The 18,137-nt window shown below is 62.2% G+C and carries 11 protein-coding genes; 10 read left to right on the top strand and 1 reads right to left on the bottom strand.

Going from position 1 to position 18,137, the window contains the following annotated elements; genetic code table 11:
- The first annotated feature begins 27 nt into the window (after positions 1 to 27).
- From P8A24_RS00780 to pgm, 8 genes are all read left to right on the top strand, one after another.
- Positions 28 to 444: a phage holin family protein gene (locus tag P8A24_RS00780; RefSeq protein WP_278058746.1), complete on the top strand. Its 417-nt coding sequence runs from the start codon at positions 28 to 30 to the stop codon at positions 442 to 444.
- A gap of 13 nt (positions 445 to 457) precedes the next feature.
- On the top strand, positions 458 to 1,126 hold the full coding sequence (locus tag P8A24_RS00775) for a DedA family protein (RefSeq protein ID WP_278058744.1): 669 nt from the start codon (positions 458 to 460) through the stop codon (positions 1,124 to 1,126).
- A gap of 207 nt (positions 1,127 to 1,333) precedes the next feature.
- Positions 1,334 to 2,800: a hypothetical protein gene (locus P8A24_RS00770; protein ID WP_278058742.1), complete on the top strand. Its 1,467-nt coding sequence runs from the start codon at positions 1,334 to 1,336 to the stop codon at positions 2,798 to 2,800.
- Between the two features lie 68 nt (positions 2,801 to 2,868).
- Positions 2,869 to 3,102, top strand: coding sequence for a heavy-metal-associated domain-containing protein (locus tag P8A24_RS00765; protein WP_278058740.1), 234 nt, complete (start codon positions 2,869 to 2,871; stop codon positions 3,100 to 3,102).
- A gap of 195 nt (positions 3,103 to 3,297) precedes the next feature.
- On the top strand, positions 3,298 to 5,595 hold the full coding sequence (locus P8A24_RS00760) for a heavy metal translocating P-type ATPase (protein WP_278058737.1): 2,298 nt from the start codon (positions 3,298 to 3,300) through the stop codon (positions 5,593 to 5,595).
- A gap of 37 nt (positions 5,596 to 5,632) precedes the next feature.
- A complete protein-coding gene (locus P8A24_RS00755; RefSeq protein ID WP_278058735.1) occupies positions 5,633 to 8,254 on the top strand; it encodes a lysylphosphatidylglycerol synthase transmembrane domain-containing protein in 2,622 nt (873 codons plus the stop codon).
- Positions 8,255 to 8,451: 197 nt separating this feature from the next.
- A complete protein-coding gene (locus P8A24_RS00750) occupies positions 8,452 to 9,918 on the top strand; it encodes a DUF2079 domain-containing protein (protein ID WP_278058733.1) in 1,467 nt (488 codons plus the stop codon).
- A 162-nt stretch (positions 9,919 to 10,080) separates the two neighbouring features.
- Entirely contained in the window at positions 10,081 to 11,757 is a 1,677-nt protein-coding gene (pgm, locus tag P8A24_RS00745; protein WP_278058731.1) for a phosphoglucomutase (alpha-D-glucose-1,6-bisphosphate-dependent), read from the top strand.
- Between the two features lie 144 nt (positions 11,758 to 11,901).
- Here the strand turns inward: pgm and P8A24_RS00740 are convergent, their stop codons facing one another.
- Positions 11,902 to 13,761: an acyltransferase family protein gene (locus P8A24_RS00740; RefSeq protein ID WP_278058728.1), complete on the bottom strand. Its 1,860-nt coding sequence runs from the start codon at positions 13,759 to 13,761 to the stop codon at positions 11,902 to 11,904.
- A gap of 298 nt (positions 13,762 to 14,059) precedes the next feature.
- Between P8A24_RS00740 and gndA the strand changes: the two genes are divergently transcribed.
- Both gndA and P8A24_RS00730 read left to right on the top strand, forming a co-directional pair.
- Positions 14,060 to 15,514 carry an NADP-dependent phosphogluconate dehydrogenase gene (gndA, locus tag P8A24_RS00735; protein ID WP_278058726.1) on the top strand — a complete coding sequence of 485 codons (1,455 nt, stop codon included), beginning with the start codon at positions 14,060 to 14,062 and terminating at the stop codon, positions 15,512 to 15,514.
- A 202-nt stretch (positions 15,515 to 15,716) separates the two neighbouring features.
- Complete coding sequence (locus P8A24_RS00730; RefSeq protein ID WP_278058724.1) at positions 15,717 to 18,134, top strand: gamma-glutamylcyclotransferase family protein; 2,418 nt, start codon at positions 15,717 to 15,719, stop codon at positions 18,132 to 18,134.
- Positions 18,135 to 18,137: the final 3 nt, after the last annotated feature.

Raw genomic sequence — 18,137 nt, 5'->3', positions numbered from 1 at the left:
CACGAGCGCCTGCCATAGACTGACCCCATGAAGTTTTCCATCACAGTCATTTTCAACGCGATCGCTCTGTGGGTCGCCACCGCGCTCCTGTCTGGAGTTGCGCTCGTTGGCGCCCTCAAGCCCGGCTCGGTTTTCGCCTCGCTCGGCGACGCCGGTGCGCGTGTTGTCTATTTTCTGCTCGCTGGCCTCGTGCTGGCCTGCGTGAACGCGCTGATCCGCCCGGTAGTGAAGTTCCTGGCACTGCCGTTCTACGTGCTCACGCTGGGCCTGTTCTTCGTGGTTGTGAACGCCCTCATGCTGAAACTGACCGCGTGGATTACGACGTCGTTCGATCTGCATCTGGTGGTGGCAAACTTCGGTTGGGCACTCCTTGGCGGAATCGTCGTGGGCGCCGTGAACTGGGGGCTTCGAGCGATCTTCGCCGAAGTTGAGGCCCTGAACTAATAAAGGAGTAGCCATGTTTGCCAAGCTTTTCGCATTGCAGGCGGCGCAGACCGCCGCTGATTCGTTGTCCGGGATCGCCGCGTGGGCCGTGTCGGTGATGGATGCGCTCGGTGGCCCGGGCATCGCGTTCATCATCGCGTTGGAGAACCTGTTCCCGCCTCTACCTTCGGAGGTTTTCTTGCCACTCGCAGGTTTCACCGCGAAGCAAGGCAACGCATTTTCGCTGGTTGGCGCGATTGTGTGGGCAACGATCGGCTCAGTCCTCGGCGCGATTATCCTGTATTGGATTGCCCGCTGGTTCGGACGCGAGCGCACGCGTTTGTTCATGTCGAAGATCCCGTTCATGAAAATGTCCGACGTCGATAAGACGGAAGCGTTCTTCACGAAGTATTCCGGGCCAACCGTGTTTTTCGGCCGCTGCTTGCCGATTTTCCGTTCCCTGATTTCTTTGCCGGCGGGCGTTGTGAAGGAGCCATTTGGCAAGTTCGTTGTGCTCACGGCAGCCGGTTCGGCGATCTGGAACACGGCGTTGATTTCGGCAGGTTACGCGTTGGGGGCGAATTGGAACAAGGTGGAGGGCGTTGTTTCACAGTTTTCCACGGTGATCGCGGTGATCGTTGTTCTCGCGATCGTTTCGTGGTTCGTGATTCGCATCTGGAAGCGCAACTCGCGCAAGGGCTGATTTTTTTCGCCGACGACGGGGACGGGCACACGCTCGTCCCCGTCGTTTCGTTGTGGTCGCCGAGCGTGAGGTGACCGGCAGCTCGGCTTAGCCCGAGAGCGCAACTCGCGCACCGGCGTCGGGAATGGATCACTGGAAAACGCCGCGAAGTGCGCGAAAATCGGCCAAAACCGGTAGGCTGGGAGCAGTCTTTTCCAAGGAGGATTTGTGATCACCTATCTGCTTCCCGTCTCTGATTCGCAGGCGGATTCTTACCTGAACGAGGGCTACGAGCTTGTGGGCGGCTACGGAGTCGAGGCGAGCGAGGGCCGCAAGGTTGCGACGCCGGCCGGCCTGATTGACTTGTGTTCGCTGCGTTTCCCCGGCACGCCTTTCGCGGACGACCAGCCGATTCACTATCTTGAGGTTCCGGCAGATCCGTTTGTTCAGACCCGCGTGGCTGCCGGTCCGCTCACCGAAGGCGCGTTCCAGGGCGGTGTGGTGGATTACGCGCCGTTCGACGGGTCGGGCGTGGCAAAGGCGGAGGGTGTGGAAACGCCGCTGCTTCTAATGGATCCCACCCGCATCCCGATCGGCTCGAAGCTCTTCCGCTTGGCGGCGGACGGCGAGCGCACACTGCTCGGCGTGTACCACGGCATCGCATGGGGCTGGGAGAACGTCGAAACTGGCACGTTTAAGGCTGGTGTTCCCTCGCAGTTCATTGGCGCTGTTGTCACCCGCGAGTGGGGTTCTGTCCCGGCGGATGTGGAAGTGAACGACGCCGGCAAGCCGGTATCGGTGACCCTCGTTTCTCCGTCGGAGCCGGAAGGCGAGGCAGGCTTTGAGGAGCTCGAGAGCGGAATGTGGGCCAAGCGTATCGCCTACGAAGACGATCTCGATGTTCATACCGACCTCATCATGGGCAAGCTGTCCGGCGTGCCGGTGCGCGCGATTCGCGGCGTGATCACCCCTGAAGGTGGCTTCGCTTTCCAGGTGGTGTCGCTGCTGACTGACGCCCCGTATTGCGAGGGGGCATCCTTCCAGCGTGCGACCACCGGCTGGTTCGCGGCCGTGGCAGAGATCGACGCGATCGAGAACCAGATGCGTCAGCAGGCTCGCCCGGATGGATGGGATATGAGCAGCCGTCCGGCAGTCACAGTCACCGAACCGAACCCTGTGGATCTCGATTCGGAAGAGACTTTGTTGCAGTCGGCAACAGCCTTGATCGTCGCCACTGCCCCGCCGACTTGGCAGGAAGAGTGGGTGCGCGCACAGCTCGTTGGCGCCTCGACGATCTGGGACGGCATGGCGCTCCTTGAAGATGAGCGCGGCGCACGCCTGCGTGTTGTTCCCACCGCAGCCCTGCTGTACATGCGCCGCTTGAAGGAGCTGTATGCGAAGGCGGGGAAGGCTGCGTTCTTGCAGATCGTGATCCAGGTGAAGAACGACGGCAATGCGAATCTCAACCTGAACGCCACTGCCGAGCCGGAATTCGCCGATCAGGTGGATTCGCGGGAATGGATCAATGAGCTCGCGGCGTTCACCCATGGGGACGAGGTTCTTCAGTGGATGCTCCCGCGCGCGGGGGCCGAGAAGCTTGAGGATCTCGAACTACCTTCGCTGACGCCGCAGCAGTTGCGCAGCACCGATCTTGCAGCTGGTATCGTGCGCGGCGAGGAAAAGACTGAGAAGTGATTGTGGCTGAGAGGTCTCGAGTGTCGAGCACCTCGGTTGCATCGCTGAAATGTGAGGAAGGAGCCGAAATGGCTGCTGAGACTGTGAAGTTGGGTGTGCAGGGGATGACCTGCGGCCACTGCGTGATGTCGGTGACCGAAGAGCTCACCGCCCTCGATTCAGTGTCGAATGTGAGTGTCGAGCTGGTCAGCGGTGGCGTGTCGAATGTGGATGTTTTCCTGAACGACGGCGCCGCGGCAAACAAGGATGAGCTGAAGGGCGCGATCGAAGAAGCTGGCTTCGAGCTGGTGTCGATCGGCTAATTTCCGTTCGAAGGAATCTTCGATGAGTGTGGGCGACGGGTAGATTCCCGTCGCCCACACGTATTTTCTGGCCACGATACGACTAAAGAAAAGTGACCGCGAAAAACTGTCGTACCCCGATGCGACGATGGTGTCCGACAGCTGGGAAGAATCACCGTGCCGGTGGCGTTGGGTGCAACGGAGGTACAAAGCAGGATGAGTGAAAAAGATCTGGATACGATCGTTGCTGAGGTTGATCTCGCGGTCACCGGGATGACCTGCGCGTCGTGTGCGAACCGTGTGGAACGTAAGCTCAAAAAAGTTCCTGGCGTGAGCGCCGTCGTGAACCTCGCTACGGAGCGCGCACACGTCACTCTTTCCCCGCAAGCGGCCGGGATCTCCGACGCCGATCTGGTAGCCGTCGTCGAAAAGGCTGGTTACGGTGCGAGTGCAATCCGGCGCGTCGAAGTTGGTGGGGATGGAACCCGCTCCGCTGTGAATACTGGTGTCGATCCGGATGTTGTTGAAGCGGCTGCTGCGGCTGCGGCGCGGGCGCGGGTCGCCGATTTGTGGCGCCGGTTCGTCATCTCGGCGGTGCTTTCTGTGCCGATTATCGCGATTTCGATGGTGGAGGCGCTCCAGTTCCCTACCTGGCAATACGTTGTTGGAGCCCTCGCACTGGTTGTCGCGTTCTGGTGTGGGTGGCCGTTCCATCGCGCGGCTTTCCGCGCGGGCCGTTACGGATCGACCACGATGGATACCCTTGTCTCACTCGGTGTGATCGCCTCGATGGGATGGTCCGCGTGGGCCATGATCGCAGGAGGTGCGGGAGCATTGGATTACCGCATGTCGATGAGCGGGATCCACGGCCTGGGCCATGCGGCGTCGCATGTGTATTTCGAAACTGCCGCCATGATTGTCACGTTCTTGCTCCTCGGGCGGTGGCTGGAGGCGAAGTCGCGCCGCAGTGCGGGGGATGCGTTGCGCTCGCTCCTGGAGATGGGAGCGAAGAGCGCGTACCTCATCCAGCGTGCGGACGGCACGCACACCGACGTCGTTGTACCGGCTGATTCCCTTCAAGTCGGGGATATTGTGCGAGTCCGCCCAGGCGAAACCGTCCCTGTCGACGGCATGGTGGTCAGTGGCGAATCTGCAATCGATGCTTCCTTGGTTACCGGCGAATCTCTCCCCGTGAACGTGGGCGTCGGCGCCGGTGTCATCGGGGGAACTCTGAATACGCTCGGTTCCCTCGATGTTCAGGCAACCCGGGTCGGCGAAGAGACCACTCTTGCGCAGATGGGCCGCCTCCTGACGGAAGCACAAACAGGCAAAGCGCCCGTTCAGCGGCTCGCAGACCGGATCTCGGCGGTATTCGTACCAGCCGTGATTTCGCTGGCGGTGCTCGTCTTCCTGATCCGCCTGGTATTCGTGGGCAATGGCGTTGAGGGTGCGCTCACGTCTGCGATCACGATCCTCGTGGTGGCGTGCCCGTGCGCTCTGGGGCTTGCTACGCCCACTGCGCTCCTTGTTGGCTCTGGCACTCTTTCTCGATCTGGCATTCTGATCTCTGGCGCTGAAGTGCTCGAGCGCGCGCACGGGATCGATGTGATTGTGCTGGATAAAACGGGCACGATCACCACGGGCCGCATGTCGGTTTCCGCTGTTGATGCGGCGCCGGAGCACACCACTGTCGAGGTTCTCACGCTGGCAGCATCAGCCGAAGCTCATTCTGAGCACCCGATCGCCCGAGCAATCGTGGCCAAGGCTCACGACGACGGGCTCGAAGTGCGAGAACTCAACAATTTCTATGCGATTCCGGGGCGGGGAGTGTCGGGCAGGATCGATGATCGTACCGTTCGTGCCGGCACTCGGGCCTGGCTCGAATCCGAAGGTGTAAAGGTTACCGACTCCGTCCACGCACAAGACGGCGCTTCGGCAGTGTTCGTTGCTCGTGGGCAGGAACTGATCGGCGTGATCTCGGTGTCGGATATGATTCGCCCTGACGCGGGTGCCACAGTGCGCTCCCTTGCAGGCCATGGCATCAGTATTCACCTCGCCACCGGCGATCAGCCCGCAGCCGCCGCGCGCGTCGCCCAGGCGGTAGGAATTGCAAATGTCCATGCTGGAGTCTTGCCTGCTCAGAAGCTAGAAATCGTCAACGAGCTGATCGCGGCCGGTCAGCGCGTGGCCATGGTCGGAGATGGCGTGAACGACGCCGCAGCACTCGCCGCAGCTGATCTGTCGATCGCGATGGGAAGTGGCACTGATGTTGCCAAGGCTACTGCAGACATGACGATCGTCAACTCCGAGATTTCCTCGCTCAGCACCGCCTTGCGAGTGGCGTCACGGACTCTCGCCGTCATCAAACAAAACCTCGCCTGGGCCTTCGGATACAACATCATTGCTATCCCGCTCGCAGCGTTCGGGGTGATTGCTCCGGGCCTGGCTGCAGCAGCGATGGCCTCCTCATCGGTGATCGTGGTACTCAATTCTTTGCGCCTCCGTAGGGCGTGAGTGCGGCAGAACTAAACCAGCAGGTAAACTGCACGTTATGGACGAAAACCAGCAGGCATCGGGTACCTCACCGTCGCGTGAGGTACTCCTTGTCGACGCCGAGCAGCAGTGGGCGAGGCGCCCCGCCGATCTGATCGCAGCGATGCAGGTTTTCCTCATTATCGCCTTCACCATCGTTCTCGCGATCTACGCGCGAACCACCACCACAGCCGTCACCACCGACGTCCGGGATGCAACCTCAAGCCTGGTCAGTAATGTCCTGATCGTGCCAATCAACGTTGCCGAAGGCCTCGTGTCCTTCATTATCCCGCTTGTGATTCTTGGCCAGCTCATCTGGAAGCGTCGGTGGCGCAACCTGGGCCAGCTCGGCGTCGGAATTCTCCTCGCCGTGACGATTACCCACGCAATCAGGTTCGCGATCACGTTCATTCTCCCGGCGGCCTCCCTCCCACCCTCGGCATCTGTGGAGCACGCCAACCCGCTTCGATCTTCAATCCCGTTCGTGGCAGTGGTCGCATCAATGCTGATCGTTGCAGGGTCAACCCGCGATTCTCGGATAGTCCGCGGTAGCTGGTGGGCGATGGGAATCGTCACGGTTCTCAGCGTGATTCAGGGTGAGCAGTCGCTCTCTGGCGCCGTTTTCACTGTTCTTTCCGGCATCATGAGCGGCTTCCTTGCCCGGTACATTGTTGGCTCACGGCCCGCGCTGTCCTCAGGCGGGTCGCTCGTGAGGGCTGTACGCCAGGCGGGCGTCGACGTCGTCAAACTGATCCGTGTTGATAGCGGCCTCATGGGCGAACTGTCCGCATGGGATATTACGGTGTCGGGACCACTCGAGGTCACCAATCGTGAAGGCCTCGAACAGTTGAAATCGGTGTGGGCCGCAACCACTCTCAGCAAGCCGGGCGACGCTGACCTCAGCGAAGTCGACACCGTCGGCCAGGTCACCGAAGCCGTCATCCGTCCCGATCCTCTCTATGAGCTCACACGCAATTCCTATGTTGTGCCGCGCTCCGAAGCGATCACACGCAACTACATCGCTCTCGACGCCGTCGGGCAAGCGTTCCATATTGGCGCAATCGACTACGAGAGGGTCGCGCTGTCGCATCTGGAGAATCTCCTTGAGCGCCTACGATTCAAGACCCCAATGAAGTGGGTCGCCGAATCCTACGACACGGGAGTCGAGCACGCGGTCCTGCTCTCGAGCCGGGCACACCAGCTCGGCGGCACTTCACTCGAGCTCGTCGGGCTCAACCAACGATCCGGAACCACACTCCTCGTGTTTCCCGCAGATGCCGCTCCCCTCCTGGCCGAGACAAAACCCGAGCTCATCACCGACGAACAGATCGATTCCCTGTGGGAACGGCTGGGAGCCATGCACCGCACCGGAGCCTCCCACGGGCAGATCCACGCAGGCGTCGTGAAGGTGCGCCCCGATTCGCTCGACCTCACATCCTGGTATGAGGGAAGCCTCTTCGCTGCCGAAGCATGGCGGCAAATCGACCTTGCACAAGCTACTGCAATGCTCGCAACAATCGTAGGAGTCGAGCGTACAGTTGCCTCACTGTCACGATGTATGCCACTCGATCAGATCGTCGCTCTCGCCCCATTCCTCCAACTCCCCGTGATGCCCGAGGAGACCCGCTCCGCGTTTGCTCGGAACAAGGGATTCGATCACCTTCGCGACGCGCTGATCCAGCAGGTCCCGGAGGCCCGGGAAATACCCGACGTCGAAGTCGCCCGCTTCCAGCCAAAGACGGTCATCACCGTGACCCTCGGCGTGATCGCGCTCTACATTCTGTTCACCTCAATGAACTTCAACGATGTTGCCGCCGCAATCCGCACAGCGAACCCCTGGTGGATGGTGGCCTCGTTCGTTGCGGGCCTCGCCACCTACCTCGGGGCTGCACTTTCGCTGAAAGCATTCACTCAAGAAAACGTGCCCTACGGTGAATCGGTACTCGTGCAGGTCGCCGCCTCCGTCGTTACGTTAGTAGCGCCGGCCGGCGTCGGCCCCGCAGCCCTGAACCTCCGTTTCCTCCAAAAGAAAGGCGTGGGCACTGCGGCGGCTGTCGCCACGGTCGCTGTCGTGCAAGTCGGGCAGTTCCTCGCCACTGTGGGCCTCCTCATCCTGCTGTCGCTAGTCACTGGCGATCTCGGGAACCTCTCACTTCCCTCGGGCACAGTGCAGGTCGCAATCGGGATCGGAATCCTCGCCGTCGCGAGCCTGTTCTTCATCCGCCCGCTGCGCCGATGGGTTCTCGCAAAAATCCAGCCGACGATCGAACAGGTCTGGCCGCGCCTGCTCTGGCTCGCCGCACACCCGCACCGCATCGTCGTCGGATTCGGTGGTTCCCTCATCATGACCGCCGCTTTCGTTGCCTGCTTCGGCTTCGCACTCCAGTCCTTCGGGCACAGCCTGCCGCTCATCACCCTTGCGGTGACCTACCTGATCTCGAACTCGGTCGGTTCAGTTGTCCCCTCCCCCGGCGGCGTCGGCCCCGTTGAGGCGGCCCTCACGGGAGGCCTGGTCCTCGCCGGTATCCCAACCTCCATTGCCCTGTCCACCGCAGTGCTCTACCGCCTGTTCACCTTCTGGGGCCGCGTCCCCCTCGGCTGGATCGCACTGCGCATCTCAACAAAGAAGGGGATCATTTAATGGCCGCCCGCCACTTTGCGCCCGATTCCGCCACACAATCACGCCAGGCCTCCCACCGCTCACGCTCGCACCAAGTTGCGCCACAGGGGCAAGCGGCACAACCAGCGCCGCCGCGCGCCGGAACCCCACACACGAAAGCTGACACCCCGGCGTCGAAACCCGTGCAACCAGTACCCGGAAAGTGGCGCCTGCCGGCGATGTTCCGCTCCGAATTCGCACTACTCCTCGCACTCGCCCAGTTCCTCGCACTGACACTGATCAGCGTGTGGCAGTGGAACAACTATGTGGCGCCGTCGTGGGATTTGGGAATCTTTACGCAGCTGATTGAACAGTATTCGCACTTCGCCGAGCCGATCGTGGATATCAAAGGCCCGGGCTTTAACCTGTGGGGCGATCATTTCCACCCGATTCTGCTGCTCCTCACGCCGCTGTACTGGGTGGTGCCTTCGGGCCTGACGCTCCTAGTTACGCAGAACGCGCTCTTCGCACTATCCGTCATACCGGTCGCCTGGTACGTGCCGATTGCGGTGCGCCGGGCGGGGTATGCGCGCTGGATCGGCTGGGCGCTTCCCGTTTCCTATGCCCTGAGCTGGGGGATCTGGAACGCTGCGTGGAGCCAGTTCCATGAGATCGCGTTCGCGGTTCCGTTGCTTGCTTTCGGTTTGGTTGCGTATCTGCGTGGCCAAAGCTTCGCGGCCACGGCCCTGATCGGCGCACTCGTTTTCGTCAAAGAAGATCTGCCGCTCACGGTGCTCGCGTTCGCTCTCGTTGCGTGGTGGCTCGCGCGGCGCGCCGCGAAGTCTGCCTCCCACCCGACGACGTCGGGGCGTGTTTCGCGCCGCCGGAACGCCTCGCATTCGACGAAAGCTGCGGCGACGACGTCGTGGGCGAGTGCGCTTCACCGGATCGATGATCGCACGCTCTGGCTCGCACTCGCCGCATGGGGGCTGGTGTGGTTTGTGCTCGAAGTGGTCGTGATTCTGCCCGCGTTTAATACCGGCGGCCAGTGGGATTACGCGTCGAAAGTGGACCGTTCCGTGGTGGAGATTGCCGCGGGTTTCTTTGTCCCCGGCACGAAGCTCGTGACCCTCGTGATCACGGCGGCGCTCGGCGCGCTGGTGTGCCTGCGCTCCCCGCTTGTCCTCGTTGCCCTTCCCACATTCGTGTGGCGTTTCGCGGGCGACACCGAAACCTACTGGGGCTGGCAGTGGCACTACAGCGCTGTTGTGATGCCGATCGTTGTGCTCGCCGCTGCAGACGCGCTCGAGCGGCTGACGCTTCGCTCTCTACCAGTAGCGACCCGACGCCGGTGGGTCGGCGTGGGGGTAGCTGCGTCGCTCGTCATCACGGCGTTCGTTACCTGGACAGGCGCCCCCAAGCTCGTGAAAAATCGCGCCTACGTCGGCAATCCTGCGGATTCGACCGTTGCGCTGGCAACAATCCCTGAAGGTGCGCGCGTCGCCTCAGACTTGCGCCACCTTGCCTACCTCGTACCTGGGAACATCGTGTACCTCGATCAGACGATCGGCTCCAACGTTCCTGATTACTGGATCGTCTCCGACAAGACAAGCACCGAGGTGCGCAGCGAAGTTGCGAAGCGCTGGCCGGGAACCACCTGGGAGGTTCGCAACTTCGGCACGGTCAAGGTGGCTGTGCGTCGTTAACGCGCCCCTCACGCGAGTCCCACGGTCCGGAACTGGCGCCCCGACGTCGCGAGCAGCTCTTCGACGTCGTGAGTTGGCGTTCTTCCATGCATGCGCAACGCGCCGCATCAACGTAGGCCCTGGGTCGGAGGTGAGCAGCGCGAAGTGTGCAAAAATAGAGGCATGAATGAACGAGCAGGATTGCCAGCAACGCCCGAAGATCTGATCGACGTTGACGCACTTATTTCAGCCTATTACTCCATCGAACCCGATCCGGAAAACCCCGCCCAGCAGGTAGTTTTCGGAACATCCGGCCACCGCGGTTCCGCCTTCGACGGCGCCTTCAACGAGGCCCACATCGTGGCCACCACTCAGGCGATCGTGGAGTATCGCCGCATGCAGGGCACGGATGGTCCGCTGTATATCGGCCGCGATACTCACGCCCTGTCCGAGCCTGCCGAGCGCACCGCTCTCGAAGTGCTCGCCGCGAACGGCGTGGAGGTGCGCGTAGATGCGCGCGGCTCGTGGACACCAACGCCGGCGGTTTCCCTCGCGATTCTCACCGCGAATGGCGCCGATACGGTAGACGGTGTGCGCACGCACGGCCCGGGCCTTGCGGACGGCATCGTCGTGACCCCGTCGCATAACCCGCCTCGCGACGGCGGCTTCAAGTACAACCCGCCTCACGGCGGCCCTGCGGGCACAGAGGCCACCAAGTGGATCGCGGCCCGCGCGAATGAGATTCTGCGCGAGGGTTGGCGCAATGTGGCCCGAGTGCCGTACGAGCAGGCGAAGAATGCCGAAACGACCCGCGGCCACGATTACCTCTCGGCCTACGTAGACGACCTGGCGTCGATGATTAACTTCGACGCGATCCGTTCGGCTGGGGTGCGTATTGGCGCGGATCCGATGGGTGGCGCCTCGGCCGAGTACTGGGGTGCGATCGGCGAGCGTTACGGCCTGGATCTGACGGTGGTGAACCCGCAAGTGGATCCGCGTTGGAGCTTCATGACTCTGGACTGGGACGGCAAGATCCGCATGGATTGCTCGAGCCCGTACGCGATGGCGTCGCTGGTTGCGCGTATGCAGACCGCCAGCGGTGCAGCCCCGTTCGATATTGCCACGGGTAACGACGCCGATTCGGACCGTCACGGTATCGTCACCGCCGACGCCGGGCTGATGAACCCGAACCATTACCTTGCGGTTGCGATCGACTACCTGTTCACGCACCGTGATCAGTGGCCGGCGGGCGCGGGTATTGGCAAGACGTTGGTTTCCTCGTCGCTGATTAACCGTGTGGGCGCGGGTATCGGCAAGCGCGTGGTTGAGGTGCCGGTTGGCTTTAAATGGTTCGTGCCTGGCCTGATCTCTGGCGAAGTTGGCTTTGGCGGTGAGGAGAGCGCCGGCGGTTCGTTCCTGCGCATGAACGGGGGTGTGTGGACCACCGATAAGGACGGCCTGATCATGGATCTGTTGGCCAGCGAGATCATGGCCGTGACGGGCACAAGCCCGTCGGCGATCCACCGTGAACTCGTGGCCAAATATGGAGCAAGCGAGTATGCGCGTATTGACGCCCCGGCGTCGAAGGAGCAGAAGGCGAAGCTCGCCGCGCTCTCGCCGGCAGACGTGGCTGCAACCGAGCTTGCGAGCGAGCCGATCCTCGACAAGCTCACGCAGGCTCCAGGGAACAATGCGGCAATCGGTGGCCTGAAGGTTGTCACCGAGAACGCGTGGTTCGCGGCCCGTCCGTCTGGTACGGAGGATGTGTACAAGATCTACGCCGAATCCTTCAAGGGTGCAGAGCACCTGGCGAAGGTACAGGAGGAAGCCAAGGCTGTAGTGAATGCGGCTCTGAGCTGATCAAACACCGAAGAATCGCAAGTGGCGGATCCCCGAGGGGATCCGCCACTTGCGATTCTTCGGTAACAAGCCATTAGCTTCGCAGCTCGATTGTGGAAAGCTATGGCTTTCGCTCAGGGAGGTTCGACGCCCTGCGTTGGGCCACTAGAAGCTCTCGAGTGCTCGTTTCACCTCGGCAGCGTAGAGCTGGGATCCAGACGGCTCAGGGTGAATATGATCGGGGGCGATCTTGTCTTGATTTGCCTTGGCGATGGGCGCCCAGTCGGCCACCCGCACTCGATCCGGGTATTTCTTGGCGAGCGCCGCGATCTGCTTGTTCGCCTGGGGAACCCATGTGGCGTATGCCGGTGCGGAGCCGGTCACGAAGACGAACTTGTGCCCATCCCCGACGGCGTCGAAGAGCTTGTTGACCCACACGTCCGGGAGGTTTCCATTCGTGGAGAGCGCGATCACCACGTATTCTTTGAGCTTGCCCTGATCGTGGAGCTTGGCCGCCACCGCGGGCGCTTTCTGGATCGAACGGGAGATCTCGGCGTCGATATAGATGCCAGGCAAAGCATCCACAAGCGCAGGAGCAGATGCGAGGGTGACTGAATCACCGATCACGGTGACCTGGTTACCCTTCACTGGGTTCGGATTCTTATCCTGTGGGGCAGGGGCGGCGCTCTGCGACTTTGACGGCGGAGCGCTCGATTGCTTCGGTTCAGGGGACTGCGACGGAGCATCGTGGGCATGATCCGCCTCGGCCTGCTCCTGGCTGCGTTCCAGGGCCTCCTTGCCCTGCTGAACGAGGAGCTGGGCGGATGTCATATTCGAGGAGGTGACAGCACCATACGCGCACGTTCCTACCAGGAACGCGCCGATGACGCCGTAAACGACTGCCCTGCTGACCGACGTTCGCACCCCACGGAACCAACCGGCGAACGTCTGAGTACGGATGGGGTTCTCCACGAACGTGTATGACAGATGTGCCAAGATGATTGACAGAGCAACGATAATGACCGCTTCCACCGCGGCGTTGATTTCGAAGGTGTAGAAGAAGATCACCCACAGCGGCCAATGCCACAGGTAGATTCCATACGAGCGCTGACCGAGCCACACCATAGGGCGAGCCTCGAGCAACCCGGCCAGGTATGGACCAATTCCACTGCGAACATCGGGGAGCATTCCTCGGATGATCACCGCCGAAAGAATCGAGGCGATCGCCATGCCCCACGGATACATCCATGCGCCATCGGGCGCGAAGATCCCGAACGTGATCAGTGCGATCAGCGCAGCGAATGCGCTGCGCCCCCAGTTGCGCGACGCATCGGGCAAGCGCTCAACCATCACCTGCGGCAAGGCGAGCGCGAGCGCAGCCCCGATCATCAGGCCAAATGAGTGCGAATCCGTGCCCACATAGGCGCGGGTCACATCCGCGCTCGTGAGATAGGCGTGCCACCCCACAGAAAGCGCGGCGAGGGCGACGGCTACCGCCACACGGAACTTCTTCTCTCGCACGAATGCCACGAGGAGAATCAGCACGATCGGCCACACGAAATAGAATTGGAGTTCCACCGCGAGCGACCACAAGTTGGTGAGGAGAAGCGGGTTAGACGCGTCGAAATATGAGGAGCTATGGGCGATCTGGAACCAGTTGTAGGTTCCACTCAGCGCGCCTGTGAGCTGCCAGCGAAGTCCGGTCGTGACGTCCCCACCGATGAGTGATGCAATCGCAGCCGATCCGAGTGCAGCAACAATCACCGCAGGAAAGAGGCGCCTGAAGCGCCGCATCCAGAAGCGCCCAAACCGAATACGGCCGGTGACCTGACCTTCGCGCAGCAGAAGCGAGGTGATCAAGAATCCGGAGATCACGAAGAACACATCGACACCGACAAACCCCACCGGCACAGTGTTCGGCAACAGGTGGTAGAGCACCACGATGCCGGCGGCGATGGCGCGAAGGCCATCGAGGCCGATAATGCGCGGATGATCGCCCTGCATCGGTTGTTGGGTTTGTGTCACAGCTACTCCTTCCAAAAGTACGTGTTTCAGGCTAGCACCGGGGTACGACAGTTTTTGGAGAACACTGACGCCTTGGGGCTCGTATCACGTTACAGTTGGGCAACACTCGGTTACGAACGAGTAACGTCACGTGTTTTCCCCCAAAAAAGAGCCTCGACGCCCAGCTTGCGCTGGAACTTCACCGTCGTCGTCGGGGCTGGCGACGACGAGGCGCGTGTTCGCCTGAGGGTGACCACCTATCCACTTGCCCGTGCGCCGCGTAAAATCATGGCGTCAACGAATTGTCCAAAGGAGAAACATGGTCTTCGAAAAGGCGCCCGACGGCGTTGCCGATATTGGCGTAACCGGCATGGCAGTGATGGGCTCTAACCTGGCCCGCAACCTGGCCCGCAACGGATATAAGGTGGCGATCCACAATCGTTCCGTCGCGAAAACCGAAAAGGTGATCGCCGATCACGGCACAGACGGAGAATTCTACCCGGCAGAGTCGATGGAAGATTTCGTTGCCTCGCTTTCCACCCCGCGCGTAGCGATCATCATGGTCAAGGCTGGCCCCGCCACCGACGCCGTGATCGAGCAGCTCGCCGATCTGATGGACGAAGGCGACATCATCGTCGACGCTGGCAACGCTCTGTACACCGACACACGCCGCCGCGAGGCAGCACTTCGCGAGCGCGACCTGCACTTCGTGGGCATGGGCGTTTCCGGTGGCGAAGAGGGCGCGCTGAACGGCCCGTCGATCATGCCTGGCGGCACGCCGGAATCCTATCAGCGCCTCGGCCCGATGCTCGAGAAGATCTCGGCACACGTGGATGGCGTTCCGTGCGCAACGTACGTTGGCCCCGATGGCGCCGGCCACTTCGTCAAGATGGTTCACAATGGCATCGAGTATGCCGATATGCAGCTGATCGCCGAGGCCTACAACCTCATGAGCGCTGGCCTGGGCATGAGCGCGCCGGAAATTGGCGATGTTTTTGCTCAGTGGAATAAGGGAGAACTCGAGTCCTACCTGATCGAGATCACCGCCGAGGTTTTGCACCACATGGACGCCGAAACTGGCCGCCCGTTCGTCGATATTATCGCCGATCGCGCCGCCCAGAAGGGCACTGGCGCGTGGACGGTTCAGAACGGTGCCGGCATGGGCGTTCCGGTTACTGGGATCGCGGAGGCCACGTTCGCTCGCGCGCTTTCCGGCTCGGTTCCACAGCGCGCCGCTGCTGCCGAGGTGTTCCCGTCGGAAGTAAACGTTCCTGAAGTCGCCGATAAGGAAGCCTTCATTGAGTCGATCCGCCTGGCACTCTACGCCTCGAAGGTTGTTGCCTACTCGCAGGGCTTCGAGCTGATCCGCGCCGCCTCGGAGGAGTTTGGATGGAACGTGGAGCTTGGCGCGATGGCACGCATCTGGCGTGGCGGCTGCATCATCCGCGCACAGTTCCTCAACCGCATTACCGAGGCGTACGCCGCCGATCCGGAGCTCCCGCTCCTGCTCGCGGCCCCGTTCTTCACCGATGTGATCACGACAGCCACCGCAGCCTGGCGCGAGGTTGTTGGTTTCGCTACCGCGGCCGGCCTGCCGGTTCCAGCATTCGCCTCCTCGCTGTCCTACTACGACGGCGTTCGCGCCTCACGCCTGCCTGCCAACCTGATCCAGGCGCAGCGCGATTTCTTCGGTGCACACACCTACCAGCGTGTCGATAAGGAGGGCACGTTCCACACGATGTGGAGCGAGGACCGCCGCGAAATCATGGAGTGATCAAGGTCAGCCACGCTGATTTCATTCATGCCGCGACGTGAGGGGTGGTTGTGAAAGCTCAACCGCTTTCACCACCACCCCTCCCTCGACATCGCCACATCAATCCCACAGTTCTCTTCATCACACGCGCTTTCCCCCCCCCCCCCCCAATTCCGACCTAGAATAACGACGAGCACAATTCGCACAACACTGAAGGAATCTCATGCCTGACCGTTTCACGCGACTATCAGCCGCAATTGCCTCCGCCGCCGTCCTCGCATCCATCGGCGTCAGCCCCGCAATCGCCCAGCCCACCACGCAACCGGCCAAACCGGCGTCATCGGAAGCGACAGCCGCGCCGGGTGCACCGGCGTCGAAGGGCACCCAGGCCGCACCAGATTCCACGCTCGCGCCTGCAACCACGCCGCAAGAACAAGCCGCGCAACTCAAGCAAGAAGCTCTCCGCGCTCAGTCCACCGGCACGCCCGAACAGGCAGCAAGCCCGCAGGCACCCGCCGCGCCGGCCAACCCCGCGCCCGCCTGGCACACCACAAACTGGAGCCGCCACACCGACGGCAGCACCGGATGGCCTGCGAACGCGGCCGGCGTGTACGGAACCGGGGATTACGATTCCAACGGCACCCCCGACGTCGGCTGGATCGACGCTGGCGGCACCATGTGGCACTATCCGGGCACAACCTCCGGCTTCGGCCGCCGTACCCTCAATGAGCGCGGCTGGAACGGGATGGACAAGTTCAAGATCCTCACCGGAATTGATGTCGACGGTGATTCGCGCACCGACATGATGGGCGTCCTCGCCAACGGCACCTTGCGCCTCTACCGCGGCACCGGTTTAGGCACCCGCTACGACGGCACTACTCTCGCCGGCGGCTTCAACGCGTTCTCGCATGTGTTCGCCGTGCGTCAGGGCGTGGGCGGAAAACCCACCGTCTACGGCGTCTACCCCTCCGGCACCGTCAAATACTTCCAAATCACCTGCACGAAAGTTACCTCCACCGGCTTCCTCGAAAACGTTCCCGCGGGCCTCGCGCGCGCCAACAACGCCGGCGACTTCACGAAGGACGGTATTTCTGACGCCGTCGCCGTCATCGGCGAAAACCTCGTCCTCTTCCCTGGCAACAGCTCCGGCGGCTTCGACGCCGGCCAGATCATCGGCCACGGCGGCTGGCAGAACTTCGGCTCGGTGTTCTTCGCCGATGAAACCACCGGCTCCTCGACCCTCTGGGCCACCGGCAAAAACACCCTCCTGTACAAGTACACGTGGGATATCGCCGCGCAGCCGAACACGTTCCGCGGCGCTCCAGCATCGCAACCCATGCACTTCAGCCCCGCGGAATCCTGGCGCCGAGTGAGCTGGGATCGCACCACCGTCGGCTACGGCGGCTGGCCCACCAACGGGCGCGGCCTGCTCGGAACCGGAGATTTCGATTCCGACTCGCGCTCCGACGTCGCACTCATCGACTCCGCCGGCGACATGTGGCACTACGCCGACGCAGGCGACCACTTCAACCCGCGCAAACTCGCCGATTGGGGCTGGAGTAGTGTGGATCCGAACTCAATCGTCGCCGGCTTCGACGCCGACGGCGACGCCCGAACCGACCTCGTCGTTCGGCTGAGCAACGGCGACCTGTACCTCTACCACGGCATGGGTAACGGCCGAATCGGGAGCCGAACCAAGCTCGGCATCGGTTTCAACGCTTTCTCCCGCATCTTCGGCGTCCGTCAGGGCGTCAACGGGCATCCCACAATCTACGGGGTCACCTCAGGCGGGAAACTCAACTACTACGAGCTCTCCGGCGGAAAAGTTGCCGACTGGAACACCGTGTCCGGCAACTACCGCCATCTCCTTGGCGCCAACGGAGTGGACGACTTCAACAAAGACGGCATCTCCGACGCCATCACCATCACCGGCGACCAGCTCCTCCTGTTCCTCGGGAAGCGCGACGGCGGCTTCGGCTCGCCGATCGTGCTCGGTGGCTCTGGCTGGAGCGCAATGGGCGGGATCCGCGACGCTCAGGGAACACCGACGTCGTCGTCGATCTGGGTGACCGGACGCAACGGCTACCTGTACCGTTACACGTGGCAAATCCAGGCGTTCAACAACTCGTACGCCGCCCCGGTGCGCTCCCACGCGTTGCCGCTGCCGAACAAGACCAAGCCCGCGCCGGCGCCGCGCAAGGACGCCCAGCCCGACGGTCAGATCCCGTTCCTCGTGTACGGCACCCTGCGCAAAGGCGTCTACGCACACAAGGAAATGAGCCGGTACGGCAACTACAGGCGCATGATCACAACCAGCATCCCTGGCGAGCAGCTGTGGAAGATCCCCGGTAGCTATGGCACCGGGTGGCGCGATGTGTGGACCTGGGCGATCCCAGGCCCCGGCAAGCTCGTCGGCGAGGCATACACCTACTCGCCTGCGGTCTACAAGAAGATGGGCCCGTTCCTCGACCGCTACGAGAGCGCATCCGGGAGGCGCGACGCCGACCGCAACTACACGCGCGTCGCCAAGCCGACCGCCGACGGATGGAAAGCCTACTTCTACGAGGCCTCGAAGTGGCGCCAGAAGTGGGTCAAGCAGCGCGGTTCACTCGTGCCCTCCGGTGATTTCTTCCGCCGGTGACCA

The sequence above is a fragment of the Arcanobacterium wilhelmae genome, assembly GCF_029632765.1.
Taxonomy (GTDB): Bacteria; Actinomycetota; Actinomycetes; order Actinomycetales; family Actinomycetaceae; genus Arcanobacterium; species Arcanobacterium wilhelmae.
The sequence above is the reverse complement of the archived record's forward strand: the minus strand, read 5'-3'. Positions and strand labels throughout refer to the sequence as shown.